The organism is Salinicola halophilus (assembly GCF_003206155.1).
GTDB classification, from domain to species: domain Bacteria; phylum Pseudomonadota; class Gammaproteobacteria; order Pseudomonadales; family Halomonadaceae; genus Salinicola; species Salinicola halophilus.
The window spans coordinates 278,332-300,840 of sequence record NZ_PZJV01000006.1 but is presented as its reverse complement, the minus strand read 5'-3'; the positions used below and the strand labels follow the sequence as shown (position 1 = coordinate 300,840).

The window sequence follows — 22,509 nt, the reverse complement described above, 5'->3', positions numbered from 1 at the left end:
TCGAGAGTACGGCGTGCTTGTCAGGCGCCGGCAGAGCGTTGGCGCATCTGGAGCGCAGCGATGATCTGAACGACGCCGTAGAGCAGCGCGACGATGCCGATCCAGAACGCGGTGGCGACCAGACCGCTCAGCGGGCTCACCACCAGCAGAATACCGAGCGCCAGCGCCAGTACGCCGCTGAGCACGGTCCAGCCCTCGCCGGGTACGCCGCGGCGAAGACGGAGCCCCAGCAGCAGCCGGTAGACCCCGGCGACGATCAACCAGAGCCCCACCAGTACCAGTAAAGCGCTGGCCAGCGAGAGCGGGTCGAACAGCGCCAGCAGACCGAACAGCAGCGAAATCACCCCGTAGGCCACCAGCCAGCGCCGACCCGCGCCACGGTAGTCCGTTGCCACCATGTAGAGGGTGGCCACGCCCTCCGCCAGGGCCAGCAGTCCCATGATCCAGGTGAGCGCGGCGATCGCCCCCAACGGGCGAAAGATCGCGATCAGCCCGAAGATCACGGCGATCACGCCGAACGCCAGCAACATTCCCCAACTGCGCCCGATCAGACTTCTCGTCGCCATTCGTCGCCCTCCTCGTCGTTCGGCTATCTTGTTTCGACACGGGAAGGCGGGCGTTTTTCGCCACGCCACCGTGTCGGTGCGTCATTCACCATAGATCCCGAGCGCCGCACGCGCCGCCGTCGTGCGCGCGGCCCATTCAAAACCGCCATACCGAAACGGTCGTGTCAAAAAGGCCCTGTCACAACGGAGCGTCGCGATGCCGATACCGGACGAAGTCACCCACTCATTCCAGCCGTCCCACACGCCGCTCGCGGTGGTCACCGGCGCCACCGCCGGGCTCGGCCTCGAAACCGCCAAGGGGCTCGTCGGGGCGGGCTACCGAGTCGTCGTGGCCGGGCGCAACCCGGAGAAGGGCAAGCTCGCCTGTCAGGCGATCCGCCGGCAGCACCCTGGGGCCGAGGTGCGCTTCGCGCTGCTCGACCTGGACAGCCTCGCCTCGGTCCGCGAATTCGCCGAGACGTTTCGCCGTGAAGACACCGTGCTCGATCGGCTGATCAACAACGCCGGCATCATGGCGCTGCCACAGCGCGAGCGCACCGAAGACGGCGTCGAGCGTCAGTTCGGGGTCAACTATCTGGGCCATTTCCTGCTCACCAGCCTGCTGATGCCGCAGCTGCAGGCCGCCAGCGCCCCGCGGGTGGTACAGCTGTCGAGTCTCGCCCATCGCAGCGCAGCCATCGACTTCGACGATCTGGATGCCAGTCACCGCTACGACCCGTGGCGCGCCTACCGCCAGTCCAAACTGGCGATGCTGCTGTTCGCTCAAGCGCTCGCCCGACGCAGCGAAAAACACGGCTGGGGCGTGCTCAGCGCAGCGGCGCACCCGGGGCTTTCGCGCACCGCGCTCTTCGACACCGGCGTCAAGAGCCGCGCGCTGGTGGGGCAGGTCTTCAAACTGGTGATGCCACTGGTGAGCCAGTCCGCCGCCGCCGGGGCACGACCGACCCTGCATGCCGCCCTTAGCGATGGTGTCGACAACGGCGATTACTTCGGCCCGGATGGTTTCAGCGAAACCAAGGGAGCCCCGAAGCGCGCCCACCGCAGTCAGTCGGCGCAGGATCGTACAGTGGAAGACCGGCTGTGGGACGTCTCCTGCGAGCTTACCGAGGCGAGGTGGCCGGCGGGCTAGCCCGAGTCGGTGCGTCGAGGAAAACAAGCTACCGAAGAAAGCCCATCGAGAACGGCAGCGAATGTAGCCTGCCTCTTTTTTTGTTATGTTATAACGTATATATTCAACCGCTGATTTTTGACTCATTGCTTCGGGCCCATCCCATGTTCTTTCCAAGACTTCCCACGCTGGGGCTACTGTTCGCAGCCGCATTCATGACACAGCCGGCCTCGGCAACGGTAAACGCCGTAGCGGCCGAGAGCAGCTACGCCAGCATGATCGAGACCCTCGGCGGCGATCACGTCGAGGTGATCTCGCTACTCGATAGCCCCGAGGTGAATCCGCATGCCTTTCGCGCCGATCCACAGATCGCCAGAGATCTGCATCAGGCCGATCTCGTGGTATTGAACGGCCTGGGCTTCGACGGCTGGATGGAGCCGCTGCTCGAAAGCACCGACAGTGAAGATCGCCGGGTCGTGCGGGCCAGCGAGGCGGGCAGCCACTTGGTCATGGCCGACGAGAATCCGCATCTGTTCTATTCACCGCGCATCATGCTGGCGACGGCGAGCCGCGTCGCCTCGGCACTCGAAGCCATCGACCCCGACAACGCCGAGGACTATCGCGACAATCTGGCATCTTTCCAGCAAGAACTGGCGCCGATCTACGCTGCCGTTCAGGCGCTGATCGCGGATTACCCCAATCTCAGCGTGACCGCGACCGTTCCGGTCTACAGCTACATGATCGACCTGCTCGGCTATCAGGACCGGTTTCACGACATCCAGTTCGCGTCGATGGGCAACCATCAGCCGAGCGCTCGCCAGGTGGCGACCTTCACTCAGGCGCTCGAATCCCGCGCGGTGGATCTGCTGATCTACAACCAGCAGGTGCACAACCGGCTCACCGAGAGCCAGGTCGGTACCGCCGAGAAAGCCGGTCTGCCAGTGGTCGGGGTCAGTGCGATTCCGCTGCACGGCGAGAACTACGCCGAGTGGCAGATTCGTCAGCTCGAGGCGATCCACACGGCGCTGGACGATGCCAAGGGCAGCGCCGAGCGTGGCTGACAACCCGATATCGGCCGCGGTAGAGGCACGCGGCATCGCCGTCGGCAAGGGCGGCGATCCGGCTCTCTCAGGACTGTCGTTTCGTATCGAGCCGGGGAGCTTCACGGCGCTGGTCGGTCCCAACGGGGCCGGCAAGACCACGCTGTTCGAGTCGATCCTGGGGCTGATCGCCCCGCGCAACGGCGTACTGCGGGTGATGGGCGAAAAGCCGCGACGAATGCGGCGCCAGATCGCCTACGTGCCACAGGCGTCCCAATTCGCCCATGACGACGCGCTGGTCGGCCGTGAGTTCGTCAGCGCAGCATTCGAATCGCACCGGTTCGGCGTGGCGTTGCCCCGGGCACGCCGTCGGGCGCGCGACGCGGTGGACGCCGCACTCGACACCGTCGGTGCCGGGAACCTCGCCGACCGGCGGCTATCGACGCTCTCCGGCGGTCAGCGCCAGCGGCTGCTCATCGCCCAGGCGCTGGTCAACCGTCCGCGCCTGATCTTGCTCGACGAGCCGCTCTCTCAGCTCGACCCCGCCGCGCGCGACTGGGTCGTCTCGGTGGCGAGGCGTCTCACCGAGCGTGGTATCGCGGTGATCTTCAGCACCCATGACGTCAATCCCGTACTCGGTGCCTGCGATCGCGTGCTCTATCTGGCGCATGGGCGCGGATGTATCGGCCGCGTCGACGAGATCCTCTGCGAGGCAACGCTGAGCGAGCTCTATGGCACGCCGATGCGGGTCATCCGCGACAGCGGGCGGCGCTTCGTCTTCGAGGGTGGCCAGACCTCGCCGCTGGCCGAGGCCGGTTAGCACGTCACGCGCATCCACGCTCCTCACGCCTATATTCTTTCGGCCGGCCGCACGACGGCCGGTGTCACGTCGGTTGATCGCCCATGCCCGAATTTCTGCAGTTCGCTTTCATGCGCCACGCTTTCGTCGCCACTACCGCCATCGCCCTGATGGGCTCGCTGGTAGGCTATTTCGTCGTACTCCGTCGCCAGGCATTCGCCTCCCATGCGCTCAGCAACATCGGTTTTGCCGGTGCCGCTGGCGCCTCGTTGATCGGCGCGGAACCGATGCTGGGGCTGCTCGTCTTCGTGATGGGAGCGGCGCTGGTGATGGCCCTGACGGGGCGCGAAATGGGCGAACGCGACATCAGCGTGGGCATGATCCTGATGTTCTCGCTGGGGCTCGGCGCGCTGTTCATCAATCTCTACAGCGCCAACGCCAATGCGGCCATCGGGATTCTCTTCGGCAGCGTCTTCGGCATCGATGCCGACCAGATCCGCTGGATCGTCGTCGTCTCCCTGGTGCTGCTCGGGGGGCTCGCCACGCTCTTTCGCCCGCTGCGCTTCGCCAGTCTCAACCCTGAGGCGGCACGGGCCCGTGGTATCCCGGTAAGGACGATCGATACGCTCTTTCTACTGCTGGTGGGTGCGGCGGCGGCCATCGCGGTGCCGGTGATCGGCTCGCTGCTGAGCTTTGCCATCTTCATCGGACCCGCCGCGGCGGCGCAGGCGTGGTGTCCGCGAATCGGCGCGGGGCTCGCCCTCACCGCGGCACTTGCGCTCACTCAGTCACTGGGCGGACTGGTGCTCTCCTACTACGCCAATCTGCCGGCGTCGTCGTGCATCGGTGCGCTGAGTTTCGGCTGCTATGCGCTGAGCCGTCTGACCCGGCGCTTCGCGTGACGCAGCGCCGCGGCGCCGACTCGCACGAGACAGCGCTGACTGGCACGGGACAGCGTTCACTGGCTCGAAACGATGCCGAGGGCGGTGTCGCGAAGGGCGGACTGACCGGCCTGGCGGCGACGGAACTCGCCGGGGGTGAGGTGGAAGAACTCGCGGAAGCAGTTGCGAAAGTGGGTGATGCTGACGAAACCGCTGGCAATGGCGATGTCCGTGGCGGTGCGATTGGTCTGCTGCAACAGCTGACGGGCGTGGGTCAGCCGCAGTTCGAGATAGTAGCGAGCCGGGCCGACGTTGACGTGCTGGCGAAAGAGCCGCTCGAGCTGGCGCCGGGAGACACCGGCGCGCCGGGCGATCGCCTCCACTTCCAGCGGCTCCTCGATGTGGTTGTGCATCAGCGAGAGCGCGGTCTTGAGCGGATTCGGCAGCGTCGGGTTGCGGTCGATGGCGACCACGGAGACATCCAGCAGTTCGCGTGACTTGTCGCAGCTCAAGACTTCGTCGATCGCCTCTGCCAGCCCGCTTTCGCCGTCGTGGCGGATCAGGTCGAGCATCATGCTCAGCGAGCTGTTGGCGCCGGCACAGGTGACTCGGCTGGGCTCGACGACGTAGGAGCGATGCGATAGCCCTACGGCGGGGAAGAGTTCGGCCAGCGTCGCGCGGGAGTCGGGATGGACCGCGCAGTCGTGGCCGTCGAGCAGGCCGGCTTCGGCCAGAAAGAACGCTCCGTTCCAGAGCCCGCCCAGCAGCGCGCCCCGGGCATCGGCGCTGCGCAGTTTGGCCCTGAGCGCCGGGTTGCTCGTGAGCGGCACGCGAAACCCGCCGCAGACCACGAGAATGTCCTGACGGCTGACGTCGAGATCGGCGAGCGAGCAGTCAGTGGCGATGGCGATCCCCAGGTCGCTGGTGACCAGCGCCCCGGAGGCACCGACCACGCTCACGTCGTACAGCGGCGAGGGCGCCATCAGATTGGCGGTCACCAGCGCGTCCGCCGCCCCGGTAAAGGCCATCAGCGAGAAGTTGTCGAGCAGCACGAACGCCGCTCGGCGCCCCCCCGACCGGCCATTCGGCGCACGCTTTCGCAGGTGGGTCATGTTCTTGTGCTTCAGAACGCTTTCGAAGGAGTCTCGCATGGCTTCTCTCGCAACAACGCCGAGGCGCACGGACGATTCAGGCTCGCACTGCGGCATGTCCGGCGGCCCCCGCGAGCAGCGTCACGGCGCCTTGCGCTCGGGTCAATAGCGCCCGCGCCACAAGATCGCATTCGCTACAGCAGACGTCGCATCCGACTATGGCGTGGCTAAAGCCCCGTCTCGGAAAGCCGTGGTATCACCGCCATGCGACCAAGGTCTCTCACGTCGCGAACCATGGCGATACTAATATATCAGTCGCCAAGGCCAGCATTTCGCACCCCGGTTCTCCCTGCGCATTTGCCGATACGCGGCGCCCCGCCGCGCCCCCCGGATCGCTCGGGTCGCGGCGATGACTGGCCAGACGAGCGCCTGGCCGTGAAACAAGAGACCACGTGAAACAGGAGACGGCATGAAAAGAGTCCTACCCCGGCGTCGGCGCTTCGATCGCGCGAAGAACATCGACGAGCTTGCCGAAATCGCTCGCCGCCGCCTGCCCAACTTCGTCTACGAGTACATCCACGGCGGCGCGGACGACGAAGTGAGTCTCGCCAACAACCGGGCGGTGTTCGATCGCTATCGTTTCACGCCGAGAACGCTCACCGACGTCAGTCAGCGCTCACTCACGGCGCGGGTGCTGGGCCGAGAGATCGCCATGCCCATGATCATCGGCCCCACCGGCTTCAACGGCATGATCACCCAAGACGGCGACATGAAACTGGCTCGGGCGGCGGCCCGGCAGGATATTCCCTTCACCCTGAGCAACGCCTCGACCACTTCCCTCGAGGAGATTGCAACGGTCGAGTCGGGCTGGAACTGGATGCAGATCTACTTCTATCGCGATCGCGACTACGTCGAGGCGCTGATCGAGCGCTGCCGCGCGGCGGGTTACGACACCCTGGTCGTCACCACGGACAGCGCCATCTACGGCAACCGGGAGTGGGATGCCCGCAACTACGCGCGCCCACTGGTGCTCGATACCTACAACAAACTGCATACCCTGACCCGACCGAGCTGGATCAAGGACGTGCTCTATCCCGACGGGATACCCACCTTCAAGAACCTCGGCGATCTCTTGCCGCCGGGAGACGACTCGGTTCAGGGCGCGGCCTCCGCCATCGGTGAGCACCTGATGCCGTCGCTGAGCTGGAAGGAGATGCGCTGGCTGCGCGAGCGCTGGCCGGGCAAGCTGCTCATCAAGGGCATTCTCTGCGTCGAAGAAGCCCGTCAGGCGGTCGCCGAGGGCATGGACGGCATCGTGCTCTCCAACCACGGCGGCCGGCAGCTGGACGGCGCCGTCTCCGCGCTGGAAATCCTGCGCGAGGTGCGTGCCGCCGTAGGCGACGAGATGACCCTGCTGCTCGACGGCGGTTTCCGGCGCGGCAGCGACGTGCTCAAGGCCCGGCTGCTGGGGGCGGATGCCGTCATGCTGGGGCGCGCGACGCTCTACGGTCTCGGCGCCGGCGGCGAGCCCGGGGTCGATCACGCCCTGCGACTGCTCCAGGCGGAGCTCGATCGCAACCTCGGTCTACTGGGCTGTCGTCACCTGCAGGAGCTGAATGATGCCTTCCTTCGCGAGGGCCATTGACGGTTTCCGTTCGCCTTCCCATGCCCCAGGATCGCGCCAGGCATGAAAAGCGCATCATCGAACGAATTGGCCCTGACCGACAGCGAGGCAGTGCTTGCATGACAGACCCGTCGCGAGGATTCGCCAGCGACCACGCCTATCTCAAGATTCGCGATCAGATCATCACGACGGCGCTGAAGCCCTGTGAGCGAATCGTCGAAAAAACGCTGATGGACGCGTTCGGCATCAGCCGCACCCCAGTGCGCGAGGCGCTGATGCGGCTACGCTACGACGGTCTCGTGGACATCCTCGCCCAGCGTGGCACCTACGTGGCGCCCATTCGCCCGGACGTCGTCAGCGCGGCGCACTACGCCCGCGCTGAGCTGGAATGCGCGCTGGTGCGGGATGCCGCCAGACGCTGCCACATCGAGCACCACCCAGCGCTCGAACACAGTCTCGACCACCAGCGGCTGGTGGTTAACCAGGGGCGGGCGATCGAGGAGATGGAGCGTCTCGACGAGACGTTTCACCAGCAAATCGCCGAGATCGCCGGCCAGCCCGGCGTCTGGCAGATGCTGCATCCAGTGCAGCTGCACATCAACCGAGCCAGAACGCTCTTCCTGTCGACCCAGCGCGCGCCCGCGCTGATCGATGAGCATGCCGCCATCGTCGATGCCATCGTACGCAACGACGAAGCGGCGGCCGACGCGGCCATGCGCCACCACCTGGCGTACATGGCGAAGAACATCGAGAAGCTCGCGAGCGACTATGCGGACTATCGGGGCTAGGCGGACTGTCGAGGCTAGGTTCGTCCGTCGTTCCCTCGGCTCCGTCCCATGACCCGGTCGAACGCCGCAATCCAGACACGGATGAGCGCGCTCAGGACGCCTCGACCCGCGCCGCCGGACGCGTCAGCTCGCCGAGGGAAGAGAAACGCAGCAGCGCAACGAAGGCGAGCGCGCTCACCGCGGGCAGTATCGCCAGCGTCCACCAGGGCAGTGCCGCCGCCGGCGAGGGAATCAGCGCGGCGTCGAGCAGATCGCCCACCAGCGCATTACCCAGCAGTACGGCGACCCCGCCGGCCGAGGCGAGCGCGCCGTAGTAGACGCCCAGCGGGCTGTCGCCGGCGAAGGCGGGCACCAGATCCATCGCCACCGGATTGACCACCATTCTCGCCACGGCGATCGCGCTGACCAGCACCAGCGCCGGGGCCAGCCCCCACCAGCCGCCGGCGGGCGCGGCGGGGGCGACCAGCGCGACCACGGCGAACCCGAGCGCGTCGATTAGAAAACCCAGCGGCAGGCTGATCGCCGCCCCCAGGCGCCGCGTGAGCCGGTTGATGGGCAGCTGCAGCGCGATGACCAGCGCCGAGACCACCATGAACATGACGGCCAGCGCCCCCGGTTCCGCGCCCGCCCGTTCGATCTCCACCGGTAGCGCCAGATAGAGCTGGTTGTAGCTCAGAAGCCCGGTGCTGTAGACGGCGATGAAGGCGAGAAAGCGTTTATCGCCCAGCGGTCGCCACCAGACGGTACGTTCACGATCCCGATCGGCGCGCTGTGTCGTCGCAATCCCTTTCGGTAGCGCCCGATAAAAGACCCCGAACATGACTACGAAGACCAGCGTCCCGGCCAGCGATACCATCTGGAAGCTGACACCCAGCAGAAGTGCGCCGAGCAAAGGCCCGAGCACGGCGCCGCACTCGCTCCACACCGCCAGCCGGGCAAAGAGCTGCGAACGCGAGGGCCCGCCGCGGGCCTCGCTGGCGCTGCCCGCCAATGCGACCAGCGCCGACACCGCCGGCGAGAACAGCGCACCGCCCACGCCGGTGAGGCAGGCACCGATCAGCACCGGGACGAGCGAATCGGCGAAGCCCAGAACGAGAAAGCCCACCGTACGCACCACGCACCCCAGCAGGATGATGCGTCGCGGCCCCAGCGCGTCCGAGAGCGCGCCGCCGAAGACGAAGAGCCCCTGCTGCGAGAAGGTTCGCACGCCGAGCACCAGCCCGACCGCCGCGCCCGCCAGCGCCAGATTGTCGCGCAGGTGCGTGGCCAGAAACGGCAGCACCATATAGAACCCGGCATTGAAGATCAGCTGGCTCACCAGCAGCAGCCGGGGGTTCACCGTCGGCGGCGCGGCAGCGCCCTCAGGGGTTTCGGAAGCCATCGCTACACCACTCTGGATCGAACGTCTTGGGCCCTAGCGGCGGCGCGCTCATGGCCCGACCGTGGGCCCAAGACGATATCGCCGCTGCCCGAACGGCGCTCGGCGGCGTTCGCTCACTGCGCCCGCTCGCACTTCTCGCGAATCTGGCGGCCGAAGCTCGACATCACGTCAGTCTTGGCGATGTCGTAGTTCTGACGATAGCGCATCATCTGCTTGGCATCTTCCAGCACGCCCCGGGCGATGATCACCTGCGTTTTGGCGTCGTCACCGTCGTCGGCGGTGGCAGTGGGTAGCTCGGCATTGATCTCGGCGGGGCTGATCCGTTCCCACAGCTTGCCGATGATCGTCTCACCGTACTCGCCCCAGCCCGGACAGTCGGCCGGGGTCGCTTGCGGCGGCTGCGATAGGGCCCGCGATTCCGCTAGCGCCGTGGCCGCGGACATCAGGGTGCACGCCAGCAGCGCCACACCGAGAAGTCGTCTTTTCATCGGGTTCCTCTCAAAGATTTGATGGCACCCTCGCCGTTCGGTTGGGTGCCGACGTCTAAGGCTCGCAAGGTCAGCGAGCGCTCACTTCGCGTGTGTCATTCGACGGTGACGCTCTTGGCCAGGTTGCGCGGCTGGTCGACGTCGGTGCCCTTGAGCACAGCGACGTGATAGGAGAGCAGCTGCAGCGGCAGCGTATAGACGATGGGCGCGAGGTACTCGTCCACTGCCGGCACGTGGAGCACGCGCAAGTTGTCGGCGGCGGTCAGCGCCACGCTTTCGTCGGCGAAGACGAAAAGCTCGCCGCCGCGGGCGCGCACTTCCTGCAGATTGGATTTCAGTTTCTCCAGCAGCTCGTCGTTGGGCGCGACGGCGATCACCGGCATGTCGGCATCCACCAGCGCCAGCGGGCCATGCTTGAGCTCGCCGGCAGGATAGGCCTCGGCGTGGATATAGGAGATCTCCTTGAGCTTCAACGCCCCTTCCAGCGCGATCGGAAACTGCGTTCCGCGCCCCAAAAACAGTGCGTGATGCTTCTCGGCGAACGCCTCGGAGAGCTCGGCGATGGGGCCGTCCATCTCCAGTGCCTGTTCGAGCAGCGCCGGCAGACCGCGCAGCGCCTGCACCAGGGCCGTCTCGCGCTCGTCGCCCCGGGTGCCCCGCAGCGAGAGCGTCAGCAGCATCAGCGCGACGAGCTGGGTGGTGAACGCCTTGGTCGAGGCGACGCCGATCTCCGGGCCGGCCTGGGTCATCAGCGACAGATCGGACTCCCGCGTCAGCGAGCTGCCCGGCACGTTGCAGATGGCAAGCGTCGCCAGATAGCCCCGGGCACCGTTCGCTTCTCGGCTCGTCGCATAGCGCAGCGCCGCCAGCGTATCGGCGGTCTCCCCCGACTGGGAGAGCGTGACGAAGAGCGTATCTTCCGGCACCACCACCTCGCGATAGCGATACTCGGAGGCGACCTCGACCGTGGTCGGGATGCCGGCGAGCTTCTCCAGCCAGTACCGCGCCACCATGCCGGCGTGATAGCTGGTGCCGCAGGCGATGATGTGCACCTGGCGGACCCGCTCGAACAGGGCCCTGGCGCCGACGCCGAAACTGCTCTCCAGCACGTGACTGCCGCTGAGGCGCCCCGCCAGCGTGGCGGCGATCACGCTGGGCTGCTCATGGATCTCCTTGAGCATGAAGTGGCGATACTCGCCGCGGCTGGCGGCACCGTCGCCGTGCTCGAAGGTGTGCACCTCGCGCTCGGCCGGCTCGCCGCCGGCGAAGATCTCGATGCCCTGGGCATCCGACAGGCGCACCACGTCGCCCTCCTGCAGATAGACGAAGCGGTCGGTGACCTGCAAAAGCGCCAGCGTGTCGGAGGCGAGGAAGTTCTCGCCGATCCCTGCGCCCACCACCAGCGGGCTGCCCTTGCGCGCGCCGACGATCTCGCGCGGGGCGTCGGCGTGCATCACCGCCAACGCGTAGGCGCCGTCGATCCTGGCCAGTACCGACTGCACGGCGGCGAGCAGATCGTGGCTTGCGGCGAAGGCGCGATCGATCAGATGGGCGACGACTTCGGTATCGGTCTCGGATTCGAACACCACGCCGTCGGCCTCGAGCTCGCGCTTGAGCGGCTCGAAGTTCTCGATGATGCCGTTGTGGACGATCGCCACGCGCCCGCCCGCCAAGTGTGGGTGAGCGTTCACTTCACTGGGCTTGCCATGGGTCGCCCAGCGGGTATGGGCGATGCCGATGCTGCCTTCCAGCGCGTGCTGATCGAGCTTCTCCTCGAGCGCGGCGACCTTGCCGTTGGCCCGCTGTCTCTCGAGCACTCCATTTTCCAGCACCGCCATCCCTGCACTGTCATAGCCGCGATACTCGAGGCGCTTGAGTCCTTCCAGCAGGATGCCCTGCACGTTGCGCGCAGCCAGCGCGGCGACGATTCCACACATGTTCGATGTCCTTGAAGAGAAGATTAGCCGTCGGTACTGCCGGCGGGCTCGGAGGCGACGACGAGCCGCGTGCCCTGGGCCTCGATGGCCGCGGCGGCGGCGGTATCGACCCGCCAGTCGGTGACGAGGGTGTCGATGCGCCCCCACGGCAGTTCCAGATTGGGGATGCGGCGGCCGATCTTGTCGGCCTCCAGCATGACCACCACCTCGCGAGCGACCTCGGCCATGACTCGGGTCAGGCCGAAGAGCTCGTTGTAGGTGGTAGTGCCGCGGTCGAGGTCGATGCCGTCGGCGCCAACGAAGAGCTGATCGAAGTCGTAGGCGCGCAGCACCTGCTCGGCGACCTGGCCCTGAAAGGACTCCGAGTGCGGGTCCCAGGTACCGCCGGTCATCAGCAGTGCCGGCTCGGACTCGAGCTCGCGCAGCGCGCCGGCCACGGCCAGCGAATTGGTCATCACCACCAGCCCGCGCAGGCCACCCAGCTCGCCGATCAGGGCAGCGGTGGTGGTGCCGCTGTCGACGATGATGCGGTTGTGCTCGCGAATACGTGCTCGCGCCGCCCGGGCGATCGCCTGCTTGTAGATCGAGAGCGCCTGCGCCGGCTCGGTCAGCATCTCCTGGGGCAGCGGCGCCGCCCCGCCGTAGCGGCGCAGCAGCAGCCCGCTGCGCTCCAGCGTGTTGAGATCCTTGCGCACCGTGACTTCGGAGATGGCGAAGCGGCTCGCCAGCCGCTCGACCGGCGTCTCTCCGTGTGCGTTGACGTAGGCGAGAATGGCGTGGCGGCGCTGGGCCGTATCGCGTTTAGGCATGGATTAAGTTTCGAAATCCGCTTTTAAAGTTTCGATTCGAAAGAAAATAGATGCGAATCAAAACCTATATTTCGTTTCTCGTCAATCGATGGGCGCGATCCGCGTTTGAGCTAGCCTCTTACTCAGGCTATGGACAGCCGACGCTCACCGAGCGCCGCCCCCTCCCCGTACATACCCAGGAGCGAACGATCATTTCCTCACATCGCTATCTACCGCTACTACCGCTGGCGCTACTCGCCGGCTGCAGCACCCAGACGCCGCAGCCCGGTTTCGAACGGCGCCCGGCGAGCGTGACGCAGGAACTCGTCTCGTTGATTCCCGACAGCGCCGGCGACCGTGAAGGGTGGGCGACGGATATCACCGTCGCTTTATCGGCGCAGGACCTGCCGGCAACGCGGGAGAATCTCTGCGCCACGCTTGCCGTGATCGAGCAGGAGTCGACCTACAGCGGCGACCCGGTGGTACCCGGCCTGTCGCGCATCGCGCGTGACGAGATCGAGCGCCGCGCCGAGGCGCTGCACGTGCCGGGCTTTCTGGTGCAGGCGGGCCTGAATCTGGAATCCCCCACCGGCGAGACCTACAACGAGCGGCTCGATTCGCTGACCACCGAGCGGGAGATGAGCGAAATCTTCGAGGATTTCATCGGCATGGCGCCGCTGGGGCGGGAACTCTTCGGTAGCCTCAATCCGGTGGAGACGGGCGGGCCGATGCAGGTGAGCGTGGCGTTCGCCCAGAACTATCTCGACGATCGCTTCGGGCTCGACAACAGCGCCGAGAGCTATCCCTACCCGATCGACGACTCGGTCCGCCACGAGGTGTTCACCCGCCGCGGCGGCATCTACTTTGGCATCGCGCACCTGCTCGGCTACCCCGCTTCCTACGACGCGCCGATCTATCGCTTCGCCGACTTCAACGCCGGCTGGTACGCCAGCCGCGATGCAGCGTTTCAGGCCGCGGTCAGTCGGCTCTCGGGTATTCCGCTCGCCCTCGATGGCGACCTGACGATACCGGGTTCCCGCAAGCCCGGGCAGACCGAGCTGGCGGTACGCACGCTGAAACGCCAGCTGGAGATGGATGACGACGACATTCGCGAGGCGCTGGAGCAGGAGGACGCTCTGGATTTCGAGCAGACCGACCTCTTCGAGAAGGTCTTCGCACTGGCGGATCGTCAGGAGGGCGAACCTCAGCCGCGGGCACGCCTGCCGGGGATCACCCTCGAGAGTCCCAAGATCACCCGCAACCTGACCACGGCGTGGTTCGCCGATCGGGTGGAGGATCGCTGGCAGCAGTGTATGGCGCGGTAGTGTCGGTTATTTGAAGACGGCTGAACGGCGAGTGTTGCCAGTCGCGGGAAAGAAACTCTCTGAGTTCGCCTCCCGGGCTAACCCGTGCGGCCTTCGGTGCAACGGGTCTAGCGATGGAGTTGAGGCGAATCAGACATCTGGGTGATGTCGGGTTCGCCGAACGAGCTGACCGCGACTGGCAGACTCCGGCCCTGCAAGCGGGACGGGATGTCTAGCGAAGCAGAACGCTAGCGGCGCGCGGCGGCAGGGGCATGCTTGCGCCGACCCCAGACGCAGACGGAGATCGGCTCGGGGCTGATCGCGTCCGTGGCGCGAACCGAAGGAAGCGCGAGGGGCCTGCCCCTCGCACAACAACGACCGTATAGGTCTTACAGACCTCGTCAGTCGTGATCGCGTCTGAACCGAACGAGTCCCGAACGAGTGCCTGAACCTATCAAGACTTCGGCGTCTTCACTGGCCGCTGCCAGCCACTCTTGGCGGTCTGACGGCTACGGGCGATCGCCAGGTCGCTCTCCGCCACCTCACGGGTAATGGTCGAGCCAGCGGCAATGGTCGCGCCGTGGCCGACCGTCACCGGGGCGACGAGGGCGGTGTTGGAACCGACGAAGACGTTCTCGCCGATGCGAGTGCGGTGCTTGTTGGCGCCGTCGTAGTTGCAGGTGATGGTCCCCGCCCCGATGTTGGTGCCGGCGCCGATCTCGGCATCCCCCAGATAGGTGAGATGGCCCGCCTTCACGCCGTCAGCCAGGTTGGCGTTCTTGGTCTCGACGAAGTTGCCGACGTGCGCGCGGGCGCCGAGTCGAGTGCCGGGGCGCAGCCGGGCGAACGGACCGCAGTCGCTCTCTTCGCCCATCTCGACGCCGTCGAGATGGCTGTTCGCTTTCACCACCGCGCCACGGCGCAGGACGCTGTCCTTGATCACGCAGTTCGGGCCGATGATCACGTCGTCTTCGAGGGTCACCTGGCCCTCGAGGATCACGTTGACGTCGACCTGAATGTCGCGGCCCACGGTGACGTCGCCGCGCAGATCGAAGCGAGCCGGGTCGGCGAGACCGACGCCGGCGCTCATCAAGTGCTCGGCCTGACGCCGCTGGTAGGCGCGTTCGAGGGCGGCGAGCTGGCGGCGGTCGTTGACGCCCTCCACCTCCACCGGCGAGCTCGGCTGGCTCGCGTCGACCTCGACGCCGTCCGCCGCCGCCATGGCGATCACGTCGGTGAGGTAGTACTCGCCCTGGGCGTTGTCGGCAGAGAGCGCGGGCAGCCAGCGCTTCAGCTGGGCGCTGGTCATCGCCATGATGCCGGTATTGCACTCGCGGATGTAGCGCTGCGCGGCGTCGGCATCCTTGTGCTCGACGATGGCGGTGACCGCCCGCTTGTCGTCGCGAACGATCCGGCCATAGCCGGTGGGGTCGTCGAGCGTCACGGTCAACAGCGCCATGTGCTCGTCATCGACGTGGTCGAGCAGCGTCTGCAGGGTCTTCGTCTGGATCAGCGGCACGTCGCCGTAAAGCACCAGCACCTTGCCGTCACCGAGACCCTCGAGCGACTGCGCCACGGCGTGACCGGTGCCCTTCTGTTCGGTCTGCTCGCAGAACGAGAGATTCGTGGCACCGGTCACCGTCTCCAGCGAGCTGCGTACGCTATCGCCGCCGTGCCCGATGACCACGTGAACGCGGGCGTCATCCAGCGATAGTGCCGTGTCAACGACGTGGCGCACCAGCGGACGGCCGGCGAGCGGATGCAGCACCTTGGGGGTCTTGGAGCGCATCCGGGTTCCCTGACCGGCGGCCAGGATCACGACGTCCAGTGACATGGGGGGTCCTCGATTCGAACGTTGAGAGAGGCGCGCTCGCACGGCGGCGGTTCTTCGCAGGCGAGCGCTCGCAAAATACAGAGCCTAACGTGACGCGCGACCGGCGAACAGCCGATCGTCGCGACATCTTGCTGACCGACCGGGCATGAAAAAGGCGGCTCCGAAGAGCCGCCTTGGTCGGGTCCTGCCGAACGCCGCCATCGCCTGACGAACGTCGAAGACGCGCGTCAGCCGCGACCGCTCTTGCGGCGCATCTGCTGCAGCGTCCGCAGCTGGGCGGTGGCTTCGGCCAGCTCTGCGGCGGCACGGGTGTAGTCGAGCTCGGACTGCTTGTCGTTGAGCGAGGCCAGTGCGTGCTGGCGGGCCTGCTCGGCCTCGGCCTCGTCCAGATCGCTGGCGCGAGTGGCGGTATCCGCCAGCACGGAGACCATATCCGGCTGTACTTCGAGGAAGCCACCGGTGACGTAGTAGAGCTCTTCTTCACCGTTTTCCTGAACCACGCGCACCGGACCGGGCTTGAGCTCGGTCAGCAGTGGCGCGTGGCCGCGCAGGATACCCAGATCGCCGGCCACGCCGGCAGCGATGAGCTGCTCGACGCTGCCCGAGAAGATCTCCTTCTCGGCACTGACGATGTCACACTGAAATGTGGCCATAGCGATATCTCCCGGGAGTCTGCAGGCTTACTTCATGCTCTTGGCTTTCTCGACGGCTTCGTCGATGGTGCCGACCATGTAGAAGGCCTGTTCCGGCATGTCGTCGTAATCACCGTTGAGGATCCCCTGGAAACCGCGAATGGTCTCCTTGAGCGACACGTACTTGCCGGGCGCGCCGGTGAAGATCTCGGCGACGAAGAACGGCTGCGACAGGAAGCGCTGGATCTTACGCGCTCGCGACACTGCCAGCTTGTCTTCGTCGGAGAGTTCGTCCATCCCCAGAATGGCGATGATGTCCTTGAGCTCCTTGTAGCGCTGAAGCACGTTCTGCACGCCGCGAGCGACGTTGTAGTGCTCATCGCCGACGACCAGCGGGTCGAGCTGACGCGAGGTGGAGTCGAGCGGATCGACCGCCGGATAGATACCCAGCTCGGCGATCGAACGCGCCAGCGTCACGGTGGAGTCAAGGTGCGCAAACGTCGTTGCCGGCGACGGGTCGGTCAGGTCATCCGCGGGCACATAGACGGCCTGCACGGAGGTGATCGAGCCGGTCTTGGTCGAGGTGATGCGCTCCTGCAGGGCGCCCATCTCTTCGGCGAGCGTCGGCTGGTAACCCACCGCGGACGGCATACGGCCCAGCAGCGCCGACACCTCGGTGCCTGCCAGCGTGTAGCGGTAGATATTGTCGACGAACAGCAGAACGTCGCGGCCTTCGTCACGGAAGTTCTCGGCGATGGTCAGGCCGGTCAGGGCGACGCGCAGACGGTTGCCCGGCGGCTCGTTCATCTGACCGTAGACGAGTGCGACCTTGTCGAGGACGTTCGACTCCTGCATCTCGTGATAGAAGTCGTTACCTTCACGCGTACGCTCACCGACACCGGCGAACACGGAGTAGCCGCTGTGTTCGGTAGCGATGTTCCGGATCAGCTCCATCATGTTGACGGTCTTGCCGACACCGGCGCCGCCGAACAGGCCGACCTTACCGCCCTTGGCGAACGGGCAGACCAGGTCGATGACCTTGATGCCGGTCTCGAGCAGTTCGCTGGAGGCGGACTGCTCGGCATAGGTCGGTGCCTGACGGTGAATCGGCATACGCTCGACGTTTTCACCGATGTCGCCGGCTTCGTCGATCGGCTGACCGAGCACGTTCATGATGCGGCCCAGCGTCTGCGTGCCGACCGGCACGGAGATCGGCGCCTGGGTGTTGACCACCTCGATGCCGCGCTGGAGACCTTCACTGGAGCCCATGACGATGGCGCGTACCACGCCGTCGCCGAGCTGCTGCTGTACTTCGAGAACGGCCTCTTTGCCGGAGACCGTCAGCGCGTCGTAGACCTTGGGCACGTCGTCCCGCGGGAACTCTACGTCAACCACCGCGCCGATGATTTGTACGATACGTCCGCTCATAGTGGTTCCTCGTAAACCTGCAAATGAAACCTGTTGGCCAAGCCGTACTCGAGCGCCGCCACGCAGGCGGCGCCGTCGTCATACCGCCGCGGCGCCACCGACGATTTCCGAGATTTCCTGGGTAATGGCCGCCTGACGCGCCTTGTTGTACACCAGTTGAAGATCGTCGATGAGATTGCCGGCGTTGTCGGTCGCGTTCTTCATCGCGATCATCCGCGCGGCCTGCTCGCAGGCCGCGTTCTCGACCACGGCCTGATACACCTGGGATTCGACGTAGCGAACCAGCAGGTGATCGAGCAGGGTCTTGGCGTCCGGCTCATACAGGTAGTCCCAGTTGCCGGGACTGGATTGTTCGTCACCCTCGGTGTCGTCCTCGACCGCCTCGAGCGGTAGGAGCTGACGCACCACGGGTTTTTGCGTCATGGTGTTGACGAATTCGTTGTACACCACGTAAAGCCGATCGAGACTGCCTTCGTCGAAAGCATCGAGCATCACCTTCACGCTGCCGACCAGATCCTGGGCTTCCGGCGCATCGCCGAGGCCCTTCTTGGCCGCCATGAGGTTGCCGCCCTGCTTCTGGAAAAAACCGGCCGCCTTGCTGCCGATCGCCGCGAAGTCGGCGCCGACGCCCTGCTCGTGCCACTCTTTGGCATGGCGTACGACGGCCTTGAACAGGTTGACGTTCAACCCGCCCGCCAGACCGCGATCGCTGGAGACGACGATATAGCCGACGCGCTTGACCTCACGCTCGACCATGTAGTCGTGTCGATACTCCGGATTGGCCTTGGCGACGTGACCGACCACTCGGCGAATCAGCTTGGCATAGGGCTGGCTGGCCGCCATGCGCTCCTGGGCCCGACGCATTTTCGACGCAGCGACCATTTCCATGGCGCTGGTGATTTTCTGCGTGTTCTTGATGCTCCCGATCTGGGATTTGATCTCTTTTGCAGCTGCCATCGCGGATCACCTGATTCCTGTCGCTCAGCTGGACGGGGCGGCCCGGGTATCCAGGGATATCCGGGCCGCGCCGCTTACCAGGTCTGAGTGGACTTGAACGACTCGAGACCCGACTTGAGACCTTGCTGAATCTCGTCGTCGTAGCCGCCGCTTGAGTTGATCTTGTCGAGCAGGTCGGCGTGCTCGGACTTCATGTAGTCCTGCAGCGCGCGCTCGAAGTCCAGCACCTTGTCGACCGGTACGTCGTCCAGGAAGCCTTCGTTGGCGGCATAGAGCGTGAGCGCCATCTGGGCCACGGACATCGGCGAGTACTGCTTCTGCTTCATCAGCTCGGTCACACGCTGACCGTGTTCGAGCTGCTTGCGCGTCGCCTCGTCGAGATCGGAAGCGAACTGCGAGAACGCCGCCAGCTCACGATATTGCGCCAGCGCCAGACGTACGCCGCCACCCAGCTTCTTGATGATCTTGGTCTGCGCCGAACCACCGACACGCGAGACCGAAAGGCCTGCGTTGATCGCCGGACGAATGCCCGAGTTGAAAAGCCCGGTCTCGAGGAAGATCTGGCCGTCGGTGATCGAGATCACGTTGGTCGGTACGAACGCGGAGACGTCGCCGCCCTGCGTCTCGATGATCGGCAGTGCGGTCAGCGAGCCGGTCTTACCCTTCACTTCGCCGTTGGTCAGCCGCTCGACATAGTCGGCGTTGACGCGCGCGGCGCGCTCGAGCAGACGCGAGTGGAGGTAGAAGACGTCACCGGGGTAGGCTTCACGGCCCGGCGGACGACGCAGCAGCAGCGAGATCTGACGGTAGGCGACGGCCTGCTTGGAGAGATCGTCGTAGACGATCAGGGCGTCTTCGCCACGGTCACGGAAATACTCGCCCATGGTGCAACCGGCGTACGGCGCCAGATACTGCATGGCGGCCGGATCGGCAGCGCCGGCGGCGACCACGATGGTGTGATCCATCGCGCCGTGCTCTTCGAGCTTGCGCACCACGTTGGCGATGGTCGACTGCTTCTGACCGATCGCGACGTAGATACAGGTGATGCCGGTACCTTTCTGATTGATGATCGCGTCGATCGCCACGGCGGACTTGCCGATCTGGCGGTCACCGATGATCAACTCGCGCTGGCCGCGGCCGATCGGCACCATGGCATCGATCGACTTGAGACCGGTCTGCACCGGCTGGTCGACGGACTGACGCGTGATGACGCCCGGCGCCACCTTTTCGATCGCGTCGGTCATCTTGGTGTCGATGTCGCCCTTGCCGTCGATCGGGTTACCCAGCGCGTCGACCACGCGGCCGACCAGCTCGGGGCCCACCGGCACTTCAAGGATGCGACCGGTGCACTGTGCGGTCATGCCCTCTTCGAGCTCGAGATAGTCGCCGAGCACTACGGCACCGACGCTATCGCGCTCGAGGTTGAGCGCCATGCCGAAGATGCCGCCGGGGAATTCGATCATCTCGCCCAGCATCGCGTCGGCCAGGCCGTGGATACGAACGATGCCGTCAGCGACGCTGACGACGGTGCCCTGATTACGGGCTTCGGAAGCAACATCCAGCTTGTCGATACGCTGTTTGATGATGTCGCTGATCTCGGAGGAGTTCAGTTGCTGCATGCCATGTCCCTCGAACTCAAGCCGTGAGCGTTTCGCGCAGGCGCTGCAATCGACCGCGTACGGAGCCGTCGATGACGGTGTCGCCAGTACGCAGGATCACGCCGCCTATCAGCTCGCGGTCCACTTGAGTGGTAATGGAGATTTCACGATTCAGGCGCTTCTTGAGCGCTTCGGCGAGAGCGTTTCGCTGAGCGTCTTCCAGCTCGAAGGCGGAGACGATGGTGACATCGGCCCGCTTTTCTTCTGTCGCCCGCAGAACTTCGAAATGTTCGGCGATGTCGGGAAGCGCCGTCAGGCGTCCTCGCTGACCCAAGAGCCGTACGAAATTGTTGACGTTTTCGTCTCGGGAGCCGTCTTCGCAGAGAGCCAGAAACAGCCGTGTCTTTTCGTCGTTCGACAACCGGGGGTTGTGCAGAACGCGCTCACGAACGTCGTCGTCGCGGGCGACGACGACGTAGTAGTCGAGGCTTTCTGACCAAGCCGCTAGCGCCTGATGATCGCGTGCGTGTTCGAACGCCGCCTTGGCATAGGGGCGAGCAACGGTAAACGAATCAGCCATGGGCATTCCCCCTTAGAGCTCAGCGGCAAGCTTGTCGACGAGTTCACGATGCTTGCTCTCGTCGACGGAGGATTCCAGAATCCGCTCCGCGCCGGCGACTGCCAGCACTGCGACCTGGGCACGTAGCTCTTCCTTGGCGCGCTGCACTTCCCGATCGATCTCAGAACGTGCACCGGCCACGATGCGATCGCCTTCCTCGCGAGCCGTTTCACGCGCTTCCTCAACGATCTGGGCAGCGCGCTTGTTGGCCTGTTCGAGGATCTCGTGCGCCTGCGCTTTGCTCTCGGCGAGCGTCTCGTTGGCCTTTTCCTGCGCCAGTTCGAGATCGCGAGTGGCACGGCTGGCTGCGTCCAGGCCGTCAGCGATCCTCTTCTGACGTTCCTGCAGCGCCTGCATAATGGGCGGCCACACGTACTTCATGCAGAACCAGACGAAGATCGCGAAGGCAATCGACTGTCCGATAAGCGTCAAGTTGATATTCACAGGGATGTACCTCTGACAGGTTCGTGGCAGCCGACATGAAACGAACCGAGCGGTGAACCGCCCGGCGTCGAGTCATTAACCGGCGACGACGAAGATCAGGTACATCGCAATACCCACACCAATCATCGGTACGGCATCCAGCAGACCGGCCATGATGAATGTCTTGGTCTGAAGTTCAGCGCCCATTTCCGGCTGACGAGCGGTCGCTTCCAGCATCTTGCCGCCCAGCAGGGCGAAACCGATACCAGTACCGAGTGCACCCAGGCCGATCATGAGAGAGGCTGCGAGGTAGATGTAGTCCATGGGGATGGCTCCTGTTTCAAGTTGCGGTTAAGGGAAAACCTGAGAGAAATTTCACACGCGAAACTCAGTGTTTCTCGTGCGCCAAACTGAGATAGACGATGGTCAGCACCATGAAGACGAAAGCCTGCAGGGTGACGACGAGAATGTGGAAAATGGCCCAGGGGACGTTGAGCGCCCACTGAATCCAGAACGGCAGCAGGGCGATCAAGATGAAGATGACTTCGCCGGCGAACATGTTGCCGAACAGTCGCAGTCCCAGACTCAAAGGCTTGACGACCAGCCCGATGATTTCCAGCAGCAGGTTGAAGGGTATCAGTGCCCAGTGATTGAACGGGGTGAACGAGAGCTCTCTGGCGAAACCGCCAACGCCCTTGACCTTGATGCTGTAAAAGATGATCAAAAAGAACACGCCCAGCGCCATCCCCATGGTGGCGTTGACGTCGGTGGTAGGGACGACTTTCATGTAGTCGACGCCCATCTTGGCAAAGAGACCGGGCAAGAAATCGACGGGAATGAGCTTGAGTGAGTTCATCAGGAAGATCCAGACGAACACCGTCAACGCCAGCGGGGCGATCAACGTATTCTTGCCATGGAAGGATTCGTTGACCGTACGGTCGACGAATTCGACGATCGACTCCACCACGTTCTGAAGTCCGTGCGGCACGCCACTGCTCGCCCGCACGGCGACACGCCGGAAAAGCAGCAGAAACAGCACGCCCATGGCGATGGACCAACCCAGCGTATCGAGATGAAGTGCCCAGAAACCCATTTCGCGCGCTTCTTCCTGACCGTGGGCGATCGACCACCCGTTCTGCGGATGTAGGCCAAAGGTCAGATTCTGGAGATGGTGCTGGATGTATTCGACTGACGTCGTGTCGTTGCCTGCTGCCATGAGTCTG

22 protein-coding genes are annotated in these 22,509 nt (G+C 65.0%); 7 read left to right on the top strand and 15 right to left on the bottom strand.

Going from position 1 to position 22,509, the window contains the following annotated elements:
• Positions 1-20 precede the first annotated feature (20 nt).
• Positions 21-566 carry an HdeD family acid-resistance protein gene (locus tag DOM33_RS13260; RefSeq protein WP_110669728.1) on the bottom strand — a complete coding sequence of 182 codons (546 nt, stop codon included), beginning with the start codon at positions 564-566 and terminating at the stop codon, positions 21-23.
• Between the two features lie 196 nt (positions 567-762).
• Here DOM33_RS13260 and DOM33_RS13255 point away from each other — a divergent pair, with 196 nt between their 5' ends.
• The 4 genes from DOM33_RS13255 (at position 763) to DOM33_RS13240 (ending at position 4,415) form a co-directional block, all read left to right on the top strand.
• Entirely contained in the window at positions 763-1,695 is a 933-nt protein-coding gene (locus DOM33_RS13255; RefSeq protein ID WP_110669726.1) for an oxidoreductase, read from the top strand.
• Between the two features lie 143 nt (positions 1,696-1,838).
• Complete coding sequence (locus tag DOM33_RS13250) at positions 1,839-2,735, top strand: metal ABC transporter solute-binding protein, Zn/Mn family (protein ID WP_110669724.1); 897 nt, start codon at positions 1,839-1,841, stop codon at positions 2,733-2,735.
• Positions 2,728-3,534 carry a metal ABC transporter ATP-binding protein gene (locus tag DOM33_RS13245; RefSeq protein ID WP_162617974.1) on the top strand — a complete coding sequence of 269 codons (807 nt, stop codon included), beginning with the start codon at positions 2,728-2,730 and terminating at the stop codon, positions 3,532-3,534. The genes DOM33_RS13250 and DOM33_RS13245 overlap by 8 nt, the downstream gene beginning before the upstream one ends.
• Before the next feature lie 83 nt (positions 3,535-3,617).
• Entirely contained in the window at positions 3,618-4,415 is a 798-nt protein-coding gene (locus DOM33_RS13240) for a metal ABC transporter permease (RefSeq protein WP_110669721.1), read from the top strand.
• 56 nt (positions 4,416-4,471) lie between these two features.
• Here DOM33_RS13240 and DOM33_RS13235 read toward each other — a convergent pair whose 3' ends face one another.
• Positions 4,472-5,545 (bottom strand): GlxA family transcriptional regulator, encoded by a 1,074-nt coding sequence (locus DOM33_RS13235; protein ID WP_110669720.1) that lies wholly within the window; start codon positions 5,543-5,545, stop codon positions 4,472-4,474.
• Positions 5,546-5,954: 409 nt separating this feature from the next.
• Between DOM33_RS13235 and DOM33_RS13230 the strand changes: the two genes are divergently transcribed.
• Positions 5,955-7,130: an alpha-hydroxy acid oxidase gene (locus tag DOM33_RS13230; protein WP_110669718.1), complete on the top strand. Its 1,176-nt coding sequence runs from the start codon at positions 5,955-5,957 to the stop codon at positions 7,128-7,130.
• A gap of 98 nt (positions 7,131-7,228) precedes the next feature.
• Positions 7,229-7,897 (top strand): GntR family transcriptional regulator, encoded by a 669-nt coding sequence (locus DOM33_RS13225; protein ID WP_162617973.1) that lies wholly within the window; start codon positions 7,229-7,231, stop codon positions 7,895-7,897.
• A 91-nt stretch (positions 7,898-7,988) separates the two neighbouring features.
• On the opposite strand, the gene DOM33_RS13220 is transcribed toward DOM33_RS13225, so the two are convergent.
• The 4 genes from DOM33_RS13220 to DOM33_RS13205 form a co-directional block, all read right to left on the bottom strand.
• Positions 7,989-9,278, bottom strand: a complete 1,290-nt coding sequence (locus tag DOM33_RS13220; RefSeq protein WP_110669715.1) for an MFS transporter — start codon at positions 9,276-9,278, stop codon at positions 7,989-7,991.
• A 113-nt stretch (positions 9,279-9,391) separates the two neighbouring features.
• Positions 9,392-9,766 (bottom strand): hypothetical protein, encoded by a 375-nt coding sequence (locus DOM33_RS13215; RefSeq protein WP_110669713.1) that lies wholly within the window; start codon positions 9,764-9,766, stop codon positions 9,392-9,394.
• A gap of 95 nt (positions 9,767-9,861) precedes the next feature.
• Complete coding sequence (gene glmS, locus DOM33_RS13210; protein WP_110669711.1) at positions 9,862-11,703, bottom strand: glutamine--fructose-6-phosphate transaminase (isomerizing); 1,842 nt, start codon at positions 11,701-11,703, stop codon at positions 9,862-9,864.
• Between the two features lie 23 nt (positions 11,704-11,726).
• Positions 11,727-12,512, bottom strand: coding sequence for a DeoR/GlpR family DNA-binding transcription regulator (locus tag DOM33_RS13205; protein ID WP_110669709.1), 786 nt, complete (start codon positions 12,510-12,512; stop codon positions 11,727-11,729).
• A 50-nt stretch (positions 12,513-12,562) separates the two neighbouring features.
• Here DOM33_RS13205 and DOM33_RS13200 point away from each other — a divergent pair, with 50 nt between their 5' ends.
• Entirely contained in the window at positions 12,563-13,816 is a 1,254-nt protein-coding gene (locus DOM33_RS13200) for a DUF1615 domain-containing protein (RefSeq protein ID WP_110669707.1), read from the top strand.
• A 433-nt stretch (positions 13,817-14,249) separates the two neighbouring features.
• Here DOM33_RS13200 and glmU read toward each other — a convergent pair whose 3' ends face one another.
• From glmU to atpB, 9 genes are all read right to left on the bottom strand, one after another.
• Positions 14,250-15,629 (bottom strand): bifunctional UDP-N-acetylglucosamine diphosphorylase/glucosamine-1-phosphate N-acetyltransferase GlmU, encoded by a 1,380-nt coding sequence (gene glmU / locus DOM33_RS13195; protein WP_110669705.1) that lies wholly within the window; start codon positions 15,627-15,629, stop codon positions 14,250-14,252.
• Between the two features lie 227 nt (positions 15,630-15,856).
• Positions 15,857-16,282, bottom strand: a complete 426-nt coding sequence (locus DOM33_RS13190; RefSeq protein WP_110669703.1) for a F0F1 ATP synthase subunit epsilon — start codon at positions 16,280-16,282, stop codon at positions 15,857-15,859.
• A 27-nt stretch (positions 16,283-16,309) separates the two neighbouring features.
• Positions 16,310-17,689, bottom strand: coding sequence for a F0F1 ATP synthase subunit beta (gene atpD, locus DOM33_RS13185; protein WP_110669702.1), 1,380 nt, complete (start codon positions 17,687-17,689; stop codon positions 16,310-16,312).
• 78 nt (positions 17,690-17,767) lie between these two features.
• The gene (gene atpG, locus DOM33_RS13180) at positions 17,768-18,646 is read right to left on the bottom strand and encodes a F0F1 ATP synthase subunit gamma (RefSeq protein WP_110669700.1); all 879 of its coding nucleotides are present in this window, start codon (positions 18,644-18,646) and stop codon (positions 17,768-17,770) included.
• 74 nt (positions 18,647-18,720) lie between these two features.
• The gene (gene atpA / locus DOM33_RS13175) at positions 18,721-20,265 is read right to left on the bottom strand and encodes a F0F1 ATP synthase subunit alpha (RefSeq protein WP_110669698.1); all 1,545 of its coding nucleotides are present in this window, start codon (positions 20,263-20,265) and stop codon (positions 18,721-18,723) included.
• 16 nt (positions 20,266-20,281) lie between these two features.
• Positions 20,282-20,824, bottom strand: coding sequence for a F0F1 ATP synthase subunit delta (locus tag DOM33_RS13170; RefSeq protein WP_110669696.1), 543 nt, complete (start codon positions 20,822-20,824; stop codon positions 20,282-20,284).
• Positions 20,825-20,836: 12 nt separating this feature from the next.
• Positions 20,837-21,307 carry a F0F1 ATP synthase subunit B gene (locus DOM33_RS13165; protein WP_110669694.1) on the bottom strand — a complete coding sequence of 157 codons (471 nt, stop codon included), beginning with the start codon at positions 21,305-21,307 and terminating at the stop codon, positions 20,837-20,839.
• A 75-nt stretch (positions 21,308-21,382) separates the two neighbouring features.
• A complete protein-coding gene (gene atpE, locus DOM33_RS13160; RefSeq protein ID WP_110669693.1) occupies positions 21,383-21,610 on the bottom strand; it encodes a F0F1 ATP synthase subunit C in 228 nt (75 codons plus the stop codon).
• 64 nt (positions 21,611-21,674) lie between these two features.
• Complete coding sequence (atpB, locus tag DOM33_RS13155) at positions 21,675-22,502, bottom strand: F0F1 ATP synthase subunit A (RefSeq protein WP_110669691.1); 828 nt, start codon at positions 22,500-22,502, stop codon at positions 21,675-21,677.
• Positions 22,503-22,509 lie beyond the last annotated feature (7 nt).